Below are 14,321 nucleotides of genomic sequence, written 5' to 3' on the forward strand. Positions count from 1 at the left end.
CGCCCCCGACCGCCACTGCCCAGCAAGGACTGACGACAAGCGATGAACGGCCTTTACGACGAATTCCGGGTTGCGGTGCACAGCGTCTGGACGCGGCGCTGGCTCGTGCTCGCGGTCGCCTGGGGCATTTGCATCCTGGGCTGGCTGGCGATCGCGTCGATCCCGAACCGCTATGACAGCCGCGCGCGCCTGCTCGTCGATGTGAACCAGATCCTGCCCGACGATGCGCAGGGCGGATCGTTCGGCGGGCGCCAGCAGATCGACCAGATTCGCGAAACGCTGACCAGCGCGCGCAATCTGGAGAAGGTCGCGACGACCACCGGCCTGATCCCGGCGGGTGCGGGCGAGCGCGAGAAAGCGGGCGCGGTCGCGATGCTGCAAAAGAATATCAAGATCGTGCCGCAGCAGGACAATATCTTCGAAATCACGTCGAGCGTCGGCATCGGCAGCCTGTCGGACGCCGACAATGCCAAGCTGGCGAGCGGTGTGCTTGACAGCCTGATCACCGTCTTTCGCGACGATCAGTTGCGCGGGGGCCGCGTCGATGCACGCGAGGGGCTGAAATTCCTCGATTCGCAGATCGCTGACCGCGAAAAATCGCTGCGCGAGATCGAGGGGCGGCGCGCCGCGTTCGAGGCGCAGAATATCGGCCTGATTCCGGGCGGCGCCGGATCGCCCGCCCAGCGCGTCGATGCGGCGCGCGCCGAACTCAGCCAGATCGAAACACAACTGGTTGCGGCGCAGGCGGCGCTGGCGGCCGCGAACGGCCAGCTCGCCTCGACCCCCGCGACGGTGCCGGGCGCAGGCGGTGTCGGCGGCGGCGTCGCGCGGCAGCAGCTTGCGGGCGCGCAGAACGAGCTTGCATCGATGCGCGCACGCGGGCTGACCGACGCGCACCCCGATGTGATCGCGCTCAAGAGCCAGATCGCCTCGCTCAAGGCGCAGGCCGACCGCGAAGGCAATGGCGGTGGCGGCGGGATGCAGAACCCCGCCTATTCGTCGCTGGCCGCGATGCGCGCCGAGCGTCAGGCCACCGTCAGCGCGCTGTCGGCGCGCAAGGCGCAGCTCACTGGCGACATCGCGCGCATCACCTCGCAGCAGATCCAGAACCCGGGCATTGCCGCGGAATATGACCGGATCAACGGCGAATATACGGCGCAGAAGGCACAGTATGACAAGCTGCTCGCGCAGCGCGAACAGGTGCGGCTGCGCGGCGACGTGCAGACCGAAACCGACGCGATCCGGATCGAGTTGCTCGATCCGCCGTCGAAGCCGACCAGCCCTGCGGCGCCCAATCGCCCGCTGTTCCTGACGCTCGTCCTGCTCGCCGGGATTGGCGGCGGCATCGGCGCGGCTTTCGGCCTGGCGCAGGTGCGCACAAGCTATGCTACCGCCGCGAAGCTCGAGCGCGCGAGCGGACTTCCCGTCATCGGATCGATCACCGAGGTCGTGACGCCCGACCGGCACGTCGAGCGGCGCAAGCGGCTTGTCTGGCTTGCCAGCGGGGGCGCGGCGCTCGTCGGCCTCTATGCGCTGCTGCTGGTCGCCGAATTCGTCCAGCGTGGCATGGTCGCGTGAGCGAGGAAAAGGACATGAACGACCAACGCCCCGTCAAGCGCCAGCCCTCGCTGCTCGAACGCGCGGCCGACATGTTCGGCCTCGATCCCGCGAAGCATGCCCCGACGATCGACGTGTCGCAGCTTCCGCCCGAACCCGAGCGCAAGGGGAAGAGGGCAAAGCCTGCCGCCGAAGCGCCGCAGCCCGAAATCCTGCCGCCCGAAGCGCCGGTACCGGCGGTCGAGACCACGTCCGCGCCCGCGGCAAAGGCATCGCCGCGCAAGGAGGTGGCGCGCGCCGCCCCGGCGATCGCCGCCAACCGGCAGGGCAAGATCGATCGCGAGCGGCTCGCGGCGCGCGGGATGGTGGTACCTGGCGCGCCTGTCACCGGCATCGCCGAAGAATATCGTATCGTGAAGCGCGAGATCATTCGCAACTTCGCGGGCACCGCCAACCGTCCCGTCGTGCCGCGCGGTCACCGCGTACTGATCGCATCGGCCAATCCGGGCGAGGGTAAGACCTTTACCGCGGTCAATCTGGCGCTCAGCCTTGCGGTCGAGGCCGATCATGACGTGCTGCTCATCGATGCCGACATTGCCAAACCCAGCGTCCTCGAAACGCTGGGGCTGCCCGATGGGCCGGGCCTGATGGACGCGCTCGCCGATCCGCACTTGCCGCTCGGCGACTGCCTGATCCAGACCGATATTCCGGGACTGAAGGTCATGCCTGCTGGAACGCAGCATATGCACGACACCGAACTGCTGGCATCGGCCCGAACCGAGACGCTGCTCGCGCAGCTCGAACAGGGTGCGCCGGGGCGGATCATCATCCTCGATTCACCGCCGGTTCTCGCCGCATCGCCGGCCGCGGTGCTCGCGGGGCATGTCGGCCAGCTCATCATCGTGGTGCGCGCCGATCAGACGCTCGAATCCTCGCTGCGAGATGCGGTCGGGCTGATGGGCGGTTGCCCGCATATCCAGCTGCTCCTCAACGGGGTGAAATTCTCGCCGGGCGGCCGCCGCTTCGGCACCTATTACGGACAGGGAGGCGCGTCATGATGCGCGACCGGACTTATTTGCGCGGCGTGGCCGCAATCGCGGCGTTGTTGCTCGCCGGCACGGCGACGGGCGCGCAGGCCCAATGGTCGCAGGACAGCGGTTCCGGTTCGGGCTCGGGCTCGGGCTCGGGCGCAAGCAATGCTGCCCCGGCTTCGGGTGCGGCGTCCGGCGAAAGCGACCGCAAGGGCGGCAAGCGCGCCGAGAAGCAGAAGAAGCGCCGCCAGGTCGAGGTCAGCCCCTATCTCGAGATCGGCCAGGTACTCACTGCCGAGCTCAAGAATGGCGGCGACGTGCTCACCTACACGACCGTAGCGGCCGGGGTCGATGCGGTGATCGCGACGCGCCGCGCCGAGGCGGCAGCCACGATTCGCTACGAACATCGCTTTGGGGAATCGGGCGGTCTTGGAGATGCCGACGTGCTCAGCGGTCTCGCGCGGGCGCGCCTCGAACTGATGCAGGGCTTCAATATCGAAGGCGGCGCGCTTGCGACCCGTGCGCGCGCCGACGGTCGGGGCGCCGATAGCGGCCTGTTCATCGGCGGCGCGAACAATGTCGCCAATCTCTATTCCATCTATGCCGGTCCGACGCTGACCAAGCGCATCGGCAACCTCGACTTCGGAGCCGGCTATCGTTTCGGTTATACGAAGGTCGACATCGATACGCCCGCGGTGCTCGCACCGGGCGTTCCGGTCGGCGATGCCTATGACAGCTCGACCAACCATGTCGCTTGGGCCAGCCTCGGCCAGCGTCCGGGCGATCTGCCCTTCGGCTGGCAGGTTTCGGGCGGCTATGAGCGCGAGGATAGCAATCAGCTCGACCAGCGGTTCGAGGGCAAATATGCCCGCGCGGACGTTACGGTGCCGATCAGCCCCAGCGTCGCCTTGCTGGGCGGCGTGGGCTATGAAAAGGTCCAGATTAGCCAGCGCGATCCGCTGCTCGACACCAATGGGGTGCCGGTGCGCGATTCGAACGGCCGTTTTGTCACCGACACGTCGCAGCCCCGACAGCTCTCGTTCGACACCGACGGGCTGATCTGGGATGCAGGCGTGATGTGGCGCCCGAGCCCGCGCACCTCACTGACCGCACGCGTCGGCCGCCGCTATGGCGACACGGTCTATACCGGCAGCTTCGCCTATCGTCCCGACGACAGGACGCTGTTCCAGCTTGGCGTGTATGACGGACTTTCGAGCTTCGGGCGCGGGCTGACCACAGGGCTGTCGGCGCTGCCGACGCAGTTCGACCCGACGCGCAACCCGATCAGCGGCGATGTGAACGCCTGCGTCTTCGGGCAGCAGAGTGGCGGATGCCTTGCCCCGCAGCTTGCCAATACGACAACCGCGCAGTTCCGCAGCAGCGGCGTGCAGGCGATCCTGTCGTCGCGCTATGGCCGCTGGAGCTATGGTGTCGGTGCGGGATACGACCGCCGCAAGCTGCTGGTGCCGACCGGATCGGTACTCGGCGCGATCAACGGCACGGTGGACGAGGCCTATTATCTTTTCGTCTCCGCCGGGCGCCAGCTCGATTCCTCGTCGGACCTCAGCATTTCGGGCTACCTCAACTATTTCGACAATGGTTCGCCTGGCGCGTCCGACGTCCAGTCGGCCGGTATCTCGGCGGCCTATTCGCGGCGCTTCTGGCGCGGCCTGACCGGAACGGCGGCGGCGGGACTCAACGCCTTCGACCAAGATGGCTTCAACAGCCAGCTTATCGGATCGGCGCTCGTCGGCCTGCGTTACAACTTCTGATCCAGCACAACGGGATTATTGCGATGTACGATCAATTCTACGGCTTCACCGGACGCCCGTTCCAGCTGACGCCCGATCCCGCTTTCTATTTCGAGAGCGGAACGCACCGCAAGGCGATGTCCTACCTTGGCTATGGGCTGGCGCAGGGCGAAGGCTTCATCGTCATCACCGGCGATGTCGGCGCGGGTAAGACGACGCTGGTCGGCCATTTGATGAACACGATCGATCCGAACCGGCTGACCGCGGTCAAGCTGGTGTCGACACAGGTCGAGGGCGACGATCTGCTGCGCCTTGTTGCCGAACAATTCGGCATCGAATGGGAAGGGCAGAGCAAGGCCGAACTGCTGCGCGCGATGGAGCAATATCTGCGCGAACAGGCGCGCGCCGGCCGCCGCACGCTGTTGATCGTCGACGAGGGGCAGAATCTCGCGATCTCGGCGCTCGAAGAGCTGCGGATGCTGTCGAACTTCCAGCTTGGCGGCCATTCGCTTTTGCAGATCTTCCTGCTCGGCCAGCCCGAGTTCCGCCAGACGCTGTTTCATTCGCCGACGCTGGAACAATTGCGCCAGCGCGTGATCGCGACGCACCATCTCGACCCGATGGAGCCTGAAGAAGTCGAACCCTATATCCTCCACCGCCTCGGCAAGGTGGGCTGGACGGGCAACCCGAGCTTCAGCCCCGACAGTTTCGAGCTGATGTATGATTATAGCGAAGGTGTGCCGCGCAAGCTCAACGTCCTCGTCAGTCGCCTGCTGCTGTTCGGCGCGGTCGAGGAACTCAACCGCATCAACGCCCAACATGTCCGCAATGTGATTGCCGAGATCGAATCGGACCGCGGCATCGACGAGGCGAGCCTTGCGCCGCTGCCGGTCGAGGAGGTGGTGGCGCAAGCCGCAACGGCGAGCGCGCCGCACGCCGCCGTGCCGCACAAATGGCCGGTGGCAAGCGCAGAGCGCGCGCCCTTCGCGGCGCCCGCGACAGACGCCGCTGCGCCGGCAGTCGCGGTTCCGCGGGATACGGCGCAGTTCGATGCGCTGCACGCGCAGATTTCGGCGCTAGAGACGCGGATTGCCGAACAGGACGAAGCGCTGCGGCGGGTTCTCGATCTGCTGATCGAATGGGTCGAGCGCGATCCCGAAAACGCCCCCAACCCCGCAAAATCGCAGGTTTGGGCGGCCTGACGGCAGCGCCGATTTCGGCTATGCGACCGGCAGAGGTGATGGACGATGCAGAACGGCCTGTCGGTCGATGTCGAGGACTGGTTCCAGGTTGGCGCCTTTGAGCGCACGATCGATCGCGCCGACTGGCCGGCGCTCGAATGCCGGGTCGAGGCGAATTGCGATGCGGTTTTGCACCTGTTCGCCGAGGCCGGGGTTCTGGGCACATTCTTCACGCTCGGCTGGGTCGCCGAACGCTATCCCGCGCTGATCCGGCGGATCGTCGATGCGGGGCACGAGCTTGCGAGCCACGGCTATGATCACAAGCGCGTGTTCCAGATGACGGCCGGCGAATTCGCCGCCGACCTTGAAAAGACGCGCACCATCCTCGAAAATCTCGGCGGCCAGCCTGTGCGCGGCTATCGCGCACCCAGCTTTTCGGTCGATGCGCGCACGCCCTGGGCGCATGCCGTCCTTGCCGAACAGGGCTATGCCTATTCGAGCAGCGTCGCGCCGGTGGTGCACGATCATTATGGCTGGGCGCAAAGCCCGCGCCATGCTTGGCAGCCGCTTCCCGACAGCGCGCTGATCGAATGGCCGGTGACGACCGCGCGCTTCGCGGGCCGGACGCTTGCCGCGGGCGGGGGCGGTTTCATGCGACTGCTTCCTTATGGTTTCACGCGCTGGGCGATCGAGCGGATGAATCGCGAAGGGCATCCCGCGATCCTGTATTTCCACCCGTGGGAGATCGACCCCGGTCAGCCGCGCGTTGCCGATGCGCCGCTGCGGTCGAAGGTCCGGCATTATACTGGCCTCTCCGCGATGGCGGGCAAGCTGAAGAAGCTGCTCGACGATTTCGAATGGACGCGCGCCGATGCGTTGCTTGCGGCGCAGCAGGAGCGCGCCCGGCCGTGGCGCGCCGCGGCGTGAACGCACCCGTCAAAACGATGAGCGACGCCTTTGCCGGTGCGCCACTTGCGGACGCGGCGGCGTGGGACGCCTATGTCGCCGCGCACCCCGATGCGACCCCCTTTCATACGCGCGCCTGGTGCGAAGCGATCACGAAGGCCACGGGGCACCGCTGCCATCTCGTCACGGCGCGCGATGCGCACGGCGCGCTGACGGGGCTCGTCCCGCTGCACCATGTCCGCTCGCCGCTGTTCGGACAGGCGCTGGTCGGCAGCGGCTTCGCCGTCGACGGCGGGCTGCTGGCGGACGATGCAGCGGTTGCCGCCACCCTGGCCAAGGGCGCCGCCGACCTGGCCCGCGCGCTCGGCGTTCCGTCGGTCGAACTGCGCGGCGGTCCGCTGCCCGAAGGCAAGGGGTGGCGCTGCGAAGACGATGTCTACGCCGGCTTCACGCGTGACCTCGCCGCCGATGACGAAGCCGAATTGCTCGCCGTCCCGCGCAAGCAGCGCGCCGAGGTGCGCAAGGCGCTGGCGGGCGATCTGTCGGTGAGCACGGGGCGCGATGCCACCGAGCGGCGCGACCATTACCGCATCTACGCGACGAGCGTTCGCAACCTCGGCACGCCGGTCTTTCCGAAGGCGCTGTTCGATGCGGTGCTCGACGCCTTTGGTGAGGATGCCGACATATTGACCGTGAGCGTCGACGGCCGACCGGTGGCGAGCGTGCTCAGCCTCTATTGGCGCGGCACGGTGATGCCCTATTGGGGCGGCGGGACGGCGGAAGCGCGCGGGCTGCGCGCCAACGAGCTGATGTATTACGCGCTGATGGGGCATGCCCGCGCGCGCGGCTGCACCCGTTTCGATTTCGGCCGTTCGAAGCTTGGCACCGGGCCCTTCGCCTACAAGAAGAATTGGGGGTTCGAACCCCGCCCGCTGGCCTATGCGCGCTGGCTCGCGCCAGGCCGGGCGCCGCGCGACACCAACCCGAACAGCGCCAAATACCGGTTGCAGGTCGACCTGTGGAAGAAGCTGCCACTGTGGGCGGCCAACCGCATCGGGCCGCTGATCGCGCGCGGATTGGGGTGACCGGCGCGATGGCCGAAATCCTGTTCCTGGTTCACCGCGCGCCCTGGCCACCCGACCGCGGCGACCGGATACGCAGCTGGCACATGTTCGAGGCGCTGCGCAAGCTGGCGCCCGTCCATGTCGCGGCGCTCGCCGACGATGCGAACGAGGCCGAAACGGCGCGGGCGAAAATGGCGCCGCTTTGTAAAAGCCTGTGCATCGACGCGCGCCGCGCCTCGCGGCCCATCGCGCTCGCGCAGGCGGTGCTGCGCGGCGAGCCGGTGTCGAACCGGCTGTTCCGCAGCGGCGTGGTCGCCTCCTACGTCGATGCCTTGCTGGCAACCGGGCGCATTACCCATATCGTCGCCTTCTCCGGCCAGATGGCGCAATATCTTCCGGCGCGCTTCGACGGACCGGTCATCATGGATTTTGTCGACGTCGATTCGGCCAAATTCGCGACCTATGCCGAACAGGACAGGCGCCAGCCGATGAACTGGGTTCACCGGCGCGAAGCGGCAAAGCTCGGCGCCTATGAAGCGAAAGTCGCACGTTCGGTCGATACCAGCCTGTTCGTCAGCGAGGCGGAGGCGGCGCTGTTCCGGACGCGCAGCGGCCTTGGCGGCGACATCGCCGTCGCGGTCGAAAATGGCATCGACACCGACCGTTTCGACCCGGCGCAGGATTTCGCGGCGGTGGATGAAGGCGATGGGCCGCTGGCGGTGTTCACCGGGCAGATGGACTATCGCCCCAATATCGACGCGGTGAGCTGGTTTGCGGCGGCGGTGCTGCCGCTGCTGCGCCAGCGCGAACCGCGGGCGCGCTTTGCGATCGTTGGCCGTGCGCCGACCGAAGAGGTGCGGCTGCTCGCCCGGCTGCCCGGCGTTGCCGTCACCGGCGAAGTCCCCGACGTGCGCCCGTGGCTCGCCGCCGCCGATGTCGTCGTTGCGCCGCTGCTGCTCGCGCGGGGGGTGCAGAACAAGCTGCTCGAAGCGATGGCGATGGCGCGGCCGGTCGTCGCGAGCGCCGCCGCCGCGACCGGGATCGACGCGGTCGAGGGTGACCATCTGCTCGTCGCCGACGGAGCCGCTGCGATGGCGGACGCAATCGCGCGCCTGTTCGCCGATCCGGGTTCCGCGGCGCAGATGGGCGCCCGCGCCCGCGATCGGATGATCGCGCGCTACGGGTGGGACGCGCGGCTGGAACCGCTCGGCGATTTGCTGGGGCTTCCGGAATGACCGCCCGGCCGATCGCATCGGCGCGCGGCTGGTCCCTGTGGCAGCGGCATCTCGCCGCGCTTGGCGCGCTCGCGGCGGCAATCCTGCTGTTGTTCGCGCGCGATGCCGCCGACATGGCGGGCATCTGGTGGCATAGTTCGACATTCACCCATTGCCTGTTGATGGTGCTGATGATCGGCTGGCTGGTGCAGCAGCGCTGGCCACAACTGCGCACGCTCGCTCCGGCCTGGTGGTGGCCGGGCACGATCTGGCTGGCGGGCGGCGGTTTCGTCTGGCTGGTGGGCGAGGCGGCGGGCGTCGGCCTGTTCCGGCAGTTGGGGCTTGTCCTGATGCTGCAGGGTGCGGTCGGTGCGGTGCTCGGTGAAAAGCTCGTGCGCGCGCTTCTCTTCCCGCTTGGCTATGCGCTGCTGCTCGTACCCTTCGGCGAGGAACTGGTACCGCTGCTCCAGACGCTGACGGCGCGGATCAGCGTCGTCCTGCTTCATCTGTCGGGGCTCGACGCGGCGATCGAGGGCGTGTTCATCACCACGCGCGCCGGCTTCTTCGAGGTGGCGGAGGCCTGTTCGGGGGTCAATTTCCTGATCGCGATGCTCGCCTATTCGGTGTTCGCTGCGCATCTCTGTTTCAAAAGCTGGACGCGTCGGATCGTCTTCGTTGCAGCGGCGCTCGCGACGACCGTCGCCGCCAATGCGCTGCGCGCCTATGGTACGATGGTCGCCGCCGAAATCTGGGGGATCGAGGCCGCGGGGGGCATCGACCATGTCTTCTATGGCTGGATATTCTTCGGGATCGTGATCCTGATCGTGATGCTGGTCGCGCGGCGCTGGTTCGACCGGCCCGCGAACGACGTGGCGGTCGACATCACCGGGCTGAATGCGCCGCCGCGCTTTGTCGGTCCGACGCCGGCGGTTCTGGCGCTCGCCTTCGCGCTGCCGCTCGCCTTTTTGGGGTGGGCCGCGCTGATTGGGGGCCGCGCAGCGCCGCTGCCCGCGACGATGGCGGTGGCGCCGCCGCCGGGCTGGCACGACGCAGCGAGCGAGGGCGCCGCCTGGCATCCGCGCTTCGACGGTGCCGACCGCCGGTTGGTCCGGCATTTCGTCGATGCCGCAGGACGCCGCGTCACGGTCGCGATCGGAGGCTATGAACGGCAGGCCGAAGGCCGCGAGGTCGTCGGTTTCGGTCAGGGCGCGATCGACCCCGACAGCAAATGGGCGTGGAGCGCGGCGCTGCCCGCGGTCGACGGCGCCAAGACCGAGCGGCTGCTTCATCCCGGCCCGGTGCTGCGCGACGCTGCGACCTGGTATGTCGTCGACGGCCGCGCGACGGGCAGCGCGCGCGCCGCGAAACTGGCCGAACTCAGGGCGCGGCTGCTCGGCGGCGATCCGCGCGCGCTGGCGCTGATTCTGACGGCGGAGGAGCGCGCGGGCGGCCGCGATGCGATCGCCGATTTCCTTTCCGCGTCGGGCGGAGCGCAGGCGATGGCTGACCGCGCGCTGAAACTGCGCTAGGGCTGCTTCCCATATGTGTGGGATCGCGGGCATTTATCATCTGGAGACGGCCAAGCCCGTCGATCCCGCGCGGCTGCGCGCGATGCTGCATCCCATGAGTCATCGCGGTCCCGACGGATCGGGCGAATGGACCGCACCGGGCGTCGGGCTGGGGCATCTGCGGCTGTCGATCATCGATATCGAAGGCAGCCCGCAGCCGATGGCGAGCGACGACGAGGCGGTGACGATCAGCTTCAACGGCGAGATCTATAATTTCCGGCAGTTGCGCGCCGAACTCGAAGACCGTGGCCACCGCTTTCGCACCAGCGGCGATACCGAGGTGATTCTGGCGGCGTGGCGGCAGTGGGGTCCGGATTGCCTGTCGCGGCTCAACGGCATGTTCGCCTTTGCAATTCACGACCATCAGCGGGGTTGCCTGTTCCTGGCGCGCGACCGGCTGGGCGTGAAGCCGCTGCATTTCGCGCGGCTGTCGGACGGATCGATCGCCTTTGCGTCCGAACTCAAGGGCCTGCTGCGGCATCCGCTGCTGCGGCGCGAGGCCAATCTGTCGGCGGTCGAGGACTTTCTGGCGCTCGGCTATGTGCCCGACGACAATTGCATGATGGCAGGCGTCAGCAAATTGGGCGCGGGCCATTATCTGCTGCTCGAACGCGGCAAGCCGTTTCCGGCCCCGACCTGCTGGTGGTCGCCCGATTTTTCGAACCGCATCCGCGCCAGCGAAGGCGAGGCGGCCGAGCATCTCGTCCATCTGATGCGCGCCGCGGTCACCGACCGCATGGTCGCCGACGTGCCGCTCGGCGCGTTTCTGTCGGGCGGCGTCGATTCGAGCGCGGTGGTGGCGCTGATGGCCGAGGCGAGCGCGAAAGCGGTCAAGACCTGCACCATCGGTTTCGATCAGGCAGCGCTCGACGAAACGGCCTATGCGGCGACGATCGCGGACCGCTTCGCAACCGACCACCGCACCCGCACCGTCGCGGCCGCCGATTTCGCGCTGGTCGACCGCATCGCCGACATGTTCGACGAACCCTTCGCCGACGCGAGCGCGCTGCCGACCTATCGCGTCTGCGAACTGGCGCGCGAAGAGGTGACGGTCGCGCTGTCGGGAGACGGCGCCGATGAGGCGTTTGCGGGCTATCGCCGGCTGGTCTTCCATCATCAGGAGGAACGGTTGCGGTCGCTGATCCCCGCCGTGCTGCGGCGCAATCTTCTGGGGCCGCTCGCCCGCATCTGGCCGCAGATGGACTGGGCGCCGCGCCCGCTGCGCGCCCGTGCGACACTAGCCAGCCTGTCGAAGAGTGGCGCCGAAGGCTACGCCGAAGCGGTTGGCGTCACCGGCCCGGACCAGCGCGCGCGATTGTTCAACGATGCCGCGATCCGCGCGCTCGGCGATCATGTCGCGGAAACGCGCTATTGGCAGGCGATGGCCGAGGCGCCGGCGCGCGAACGGCTCGACCGCGCGCAATATGCCGATCTCAAGATCTGGCTGCCCGGCGACATTTTGACCAAGACCGACCGGATGAGCATGGCGGTCAGCCTGGAAGCCCGCGAGCCGCTGCTCGATTACCGGCTCGTCGAATTCGCAGCCTCGCTCCCCGCCGCGATGCGGGTGAAGGGCGGGACGGGGAAAGCGATCCTGAAACAGGCGATGGAGCGCTATCTGCCGCACGACATTTTGTACCGGCCCAAGATGGGGTTCGTGACGCCGGTGTCGCACTGGTTCCGCGGCGCGCTGACCGAACAGGCGCGCGCGCTTGCCCATTCGGGAACACTTGCGCGGACGGGATGGTTCGACATGGCGGAGATCGAACGCGTTGTCGTCGCGCACCAGTCGGGCCGCCGCGATCATGGGCGGCTGATCTGGCAATTTTTCATGCTGGAAAAGTCGCTGGCGAAGCTTTTTGGTATCTAGTTTCTCGGCGGCGCGCGTGGTGCGAAGCCGCTGAATCGCCACCGCTTCTTAACAACTCGCTGCTAGGCTCGCCGCCGATGACGGTGCATCCCGCCTTTCCGACCCATGCCGCCGAAGCCGCGCCGCTGACCGTTCGTGTTGTCGAGCCGCTCGCGTTGTCGGACGATCTTGCCGCGGCCTGGGACGGCTTGGCCGCGGCGGCGAGCGAGCCCAATCCCTTCGTCGAACGCTGGTGCCTGCAATCGGCGCTGCACCTGCTCGATCCCGAGCGGCAGGCGCGGCTGGTGATGGTGATGACGGGCAGCGACGGGCCGCTGATCGGCGTGATGCCGCTGGCGCCCGCCGCGCGCTACGGCCCGCTGCCGCTCCGCCATGTTGTCGGCTGGGCGCATCCCAATCATTTTCACGGCGCCCCGCTGGTGCGCGCGGGCTACGAGACGCTTTTCTGGTCGATCCTGCTTGGCTGGTGCGATGCTGCGCCGTGGGCGCAAACGCTGGTTCAGGTGTCGCGATTGACCGAAGACGGCCCGCTGCATCGCGCGCTGGCCGAAGTCGTGCGCGGTCGCGGCGACGAGGCCGAAGCGGTCCACCGCGAGGAGCGCGCGCTGCTCGAAAGCGACCTGTCGCCGGCCGCCTATTGGGAAGCCGCCATGCGCGGCAAGAAGCGCAAGGAATTGCGGCGCCAGGCCAACCGCCTTGCCGAACTGGGGCCGCTGGCGTTCCGCCAGTGGCGCAGCGGCGACGCGATCGAGGGCTGGATCGATGCTTTCCTCGACCTCGAAGCGCGCGGCTGGAAGGGGCGCGCGGGGTCGGCGCTTGCGAGCCAGAGCGAAACCGAGGCCTGGTTCCGCGCGATCCTTGCCGCAGCGGCCCAGGCGGGCCGGCTCGACATGCGCGCGCTCGATCTTGGCGAGCGGCCGATCGCGCTGCTGATCAATTTCGTGACGCCACCAGGCGCCTTTTCCTTCAAGACCGCCTTCGACGAGGAATATGCCCGCTTCTCGCCCGGCGTGCTGCTTCAGCAGGCGAATCTCGACATTCTCGGCGACGTGCGCGTCGCATGGGTCGACAGCTGCGCGGCGCCCGATCATCCGATGATCGACAGCGTCTGGCGCGAACGGCGCCGGCTGGTGTGGATCAACGCGCCCCTGTCGGGCGCCTCGGATCGCTGGCGCTTTCGCGCGCTGGCGCGTGCTGAGAAAATCTGGCGCCGTCTGAAGCGCGCCGCCCCCAAACCGCCGATCGAACAGGATCCGTCATGACCGCGCAATCCGCCGACCAAGTTCGTGTCTTTCCGCCCGAAACGCTGGAGCGTATGACCGCGCTCTATCCGGCGCAGGCGGGGCTGCTGCACCACCGCCTGCCCGACCATCCGTTGCTCTCGCTCGATGCGCTGGCGGCGCTCGCCGACACTTTGCCGGGGTCGCAGGTCGAATATAATCCGGGCGATCTGCCTGTCGGTATCCGGCCCGAGGATGTGCCATCGAACGGGCTGTCGATTGCCGAAACGATCCGCACCATCGACAGCAACCGCAGTTGGGCGGTACTCAAGAATATCGAAACGGTCGATGCCTATCGGGCGCTGTTGATGGACCTGCTCGGCGAGCTGGAACCCATTGTTTCGCCGCGCACCGGCGCGATGCTGACGCCGCAGGGGTTCGTCTTCATCTCGTCGCCGGGATCGATCACGCCCTATCACTTCGATCCCGAGCACAACATCCTGCTCCAGCTTCGCGGCAGCAAGGTGATGCACGTCTGGCCTGCGGGCGACGAACGCTTTGCCCACCGGATCGAGCACGAGCGCTACCACACCGGCGGTCACCGCAACCTGCCGTGGGATGATGGCTTTGAAGGCGCCGAACAGGCGGTCCCGCTCGCGCCGGGCGATGCGGTGCTGATGCCGGTGATGGCGCCGCATTATGTCCGCAACGGCGACGCGCCCTCGATCTCGCTCTCGATCACCTGGCGCAGCGAATGGAGCTACCGCGAATCCGAAGCCCATGCCGCCAACGCCGCGCTGCGCCGGATGGGATTGAACCCCGCAATGCCGCCACGCTGGCCGAGCTATGCCCGGGCAAAGACCGTCGGCTGGCGTGTCGCGCGCAAGCTGAAACTCGTGTCCTGACGCCGCGGCGACAGATGGCTTTCAATTGCGCGCATTTGGAGCTATGGGCGCGCA

General features: G+C 67.7%; 11 protein-coding genes. All 11 read left to right on the top strand.

The features are described from left to right. Positions 1-42: 42 nt before the first annotated feature. The 11 genes from AOA14_RS11960 (at position 43) to AOA14_RS12010 (ending at position 14,267) form a co-directional block, all read left to right on the top strand. Positions 43-1,578, top strand: coding sequence for an XrtA system polysaccharide chain length determinant (locus AOA14_RS11960; protein WP_062901978.1), 1,536 nt, complete (start codon positions 43-45; stop codon positions 1,576-1,578). 14 nt (positions 1,579-1,592) lie between these two features. After that, entirely contained in the window at positions 1,593-2,615 is a 1,023-nt protein-coding gene (locus tag AOA14_RS11965; RefSeq protein ID WP_062903139.1) for an AAA family ATPase, read from the top strand. Further along, a complete protein-coding gene (locus tag AOA14_RS11970) occupies positions 2,612-4,360 on the top strand; it encodes a hypothetical protein (protein WP_062901979.1) in 1,749 nt (582 codons plus the stop codon). The genes AOA14_RS11965 and AOA14_RS11970 overlap by 4 nt, the downstream gene beginning before the upstream one ends. Before the next feature lie 23 nt (positions 4,361-4,383). Beyond that, positions 4,384-5,541, top strand: a complete 1,158-nt coding sequence (locus AOA14_RS11975) for an XrtA/PEP-CTERM system-associated ATPase (RefSeq protein ID WP_062901980.1) — start codon at positions 4,384-4,386, stop codon at positions 5,539-5,541. A gap of 45 nt (positions 5,542-5,586) precedes the next feature. After that, positions 5,587-6,447 carry an XrtA system polysaccharide deacetylase gene (locus tag AOA14_RS11980; RefSeq protein WP_062901981.1) on the top strand — a complete coding sequence of 287 codons (861 nt, stop codon included), beginning with the start codon at positions 5,587-5,589 and terminating at the stop codon, positions 6,445-6,447. A 17-nt stretch (positions 6,448-6,464) separates the two neighbouring features. Beyond that, the gene (locus tag AOA14_RS11985; protein ID WP_062903141.1) at positions 6,465-7,511 is read left to right on the top strand and encodes a FemAB family XrtA/PEP-CTERM system-associated protein; all 1,047 of its coding nucleotides are present in this window, start codon (positions 6,465-6,467) and stop codon (positions 7,509-7,511) included. Between the two features lie 8 nt (positions 7,512-7,519). Then, positions 7,520-8,725: a TIGR03087 family PEP-CTERM/XrtA system glycosyltransferase gene (locus tag AOA14_RS11990; RefSeq protein ID WP_062903140.1), complete on the top strand. Its 1,206-nt coding sequence runs from the start codon at positions 7,520-7,522 to the stop codon at positions 8,723-8,725. Then, positions 8,722-10,233, top strand: a complete 1,512-nt coding sequence (xrtA, locus tag AOA14_RS11995) for an exosortase A (protein WP_062901982.1) — start codon at positions 8,722-8,724, stop codon at positions 10,231-10,233. Before AOA14_RS11990 ends, xrtA begins: the two co-directional genes overlap by 4 nt. Positions 10,234-10,246: 13 nt before the next feature. Beyond that, positions 10,247-12,142, top strand: coding sequence for an XrtA/PEP-CTERM system amidotransferase (locus AOA14_RS12000; RefSeq protein ID WP_062901983.1), 1,896 nt, complete (start codon positions 10,247-10,249; stop codon positions 12,140-12,142). A gap of 77 nt (positions 12,143-12,219) precedes the next feature. Then, a complete protein-coding gene (locus tag AOA14_RS12005) occupies positions 12,220-13,404 on the top strand; it encodes a GNAT family N-acetyltransferase (protein WP_062901984.1) in 1,185 nt (394 codons plus the stop codon). Further along, entirely contained in the window at positions 13,401-14,267 is an 867-nt protein-coding gene (locus tag AOA14_RS12010; protein WP_062901985.1) for a cupin-like domain-containing protein, read from the top strand. Before AOA14_RS12005 ends, AOA14_RS12010 begins: the two co-directional genes overlap by 4 nt. Positions 14,268-14,321: the final 54 nt, after the last annotated feature.

The sequence above is a fragment of the Sphingopyxis terrae subsp. terrae NBRC 15098 genome, assembly GCF_001610975.1.
In the GTDB taxonomy this organism is placed as follows: Bacteria; Pseudomonadota; Alphaproteobacteria; order Sphingomonadales; family Sphingomonadaceae; genus Sphingopyxis; species Sphingopyxis terrae_A.

Excerpts from the sequence above, each read along its gene's own strand:
- AOA14_RS11990 (WP_062903140.1), top strand. The coding sequence starts at position 7,520 with ATGGCCGAAATCCTGTTCCTGGTTCACCGCGCGCCCTGGCCACCCGAC.
- AOA14_RS12005 (WP_062901984.1), top strand. The coding sequence starts at position 12,220 with ATGACGGTGCATCCCGCCTTTCCGACCCATGCCGCCGAAGCCGCGCCG.
- AOA14_RS12000 (WP_062901983.1), top strand. The coding sequence starts at position 10,247 with ATGTGTGGGATCGCGGGCATTTATCATCTGGAGACGGCCAAGCCCGTC.
- AOA14_RS11985 (WP_062903141.1), top strand. The coding sequence starts at position 6,465 with ATGAGCGACGCCTTTGCCGGTGCGCCACTTGCGGACGCGGCGGCGTGG.
- AOA14_RS11965 (WP_062903139.1), top strand. The coding sequence starts at position 1,593 with ATGAACGACCAACGCCCCGTCAAGCGCCAGCCCTCGCTGCTCGAACGC.
- AOA14_RS11970 (WP_062901979.1), top strand. The coding sequence starts at position 2,612 with ATGATGCGCGACCGGACTTATTTGCGCGGCGTGGCCGCAATCGCGGCG.
- xrtA (WP_062901982.1), top strand. The coding sequence starts at position 8,722 with ATGACCGCCCGGCCGATCGCATCGGCGCGCGGCTGGTCCCTGTGGCAG.
- AOA14_RS11980 (WP_062901981.1), top strand. The coding sequence starts at position 5,587 with ATGCAGAACGGCCTGTCGGTCGATGTCGAGGACTGGTTCCAGGTTGGC.
- AOA14_RS12010 (WP_062901985.1), top strand. The coding sequence starts at position 13,401 with ATGACCGCGCAATCCGCCGACCAAGTTCGTGTCTTTCCGCCCGAAACG.
- AOA14_RS11960 (WP_062901978.1), top strand. The coding sequence starts at position 43 with ATGAACGGCCTTTACGACGAATTCCGGGTTGCGGTGCACAGCGTCTGG.
- AOA14_RS11975 (WP_062901980.1), top strand. The coding sequence starts at position 4,384 with ATGTACGATCAATTCTACGGCTTCACCGGACGCCCGTTCCAGCTGACG.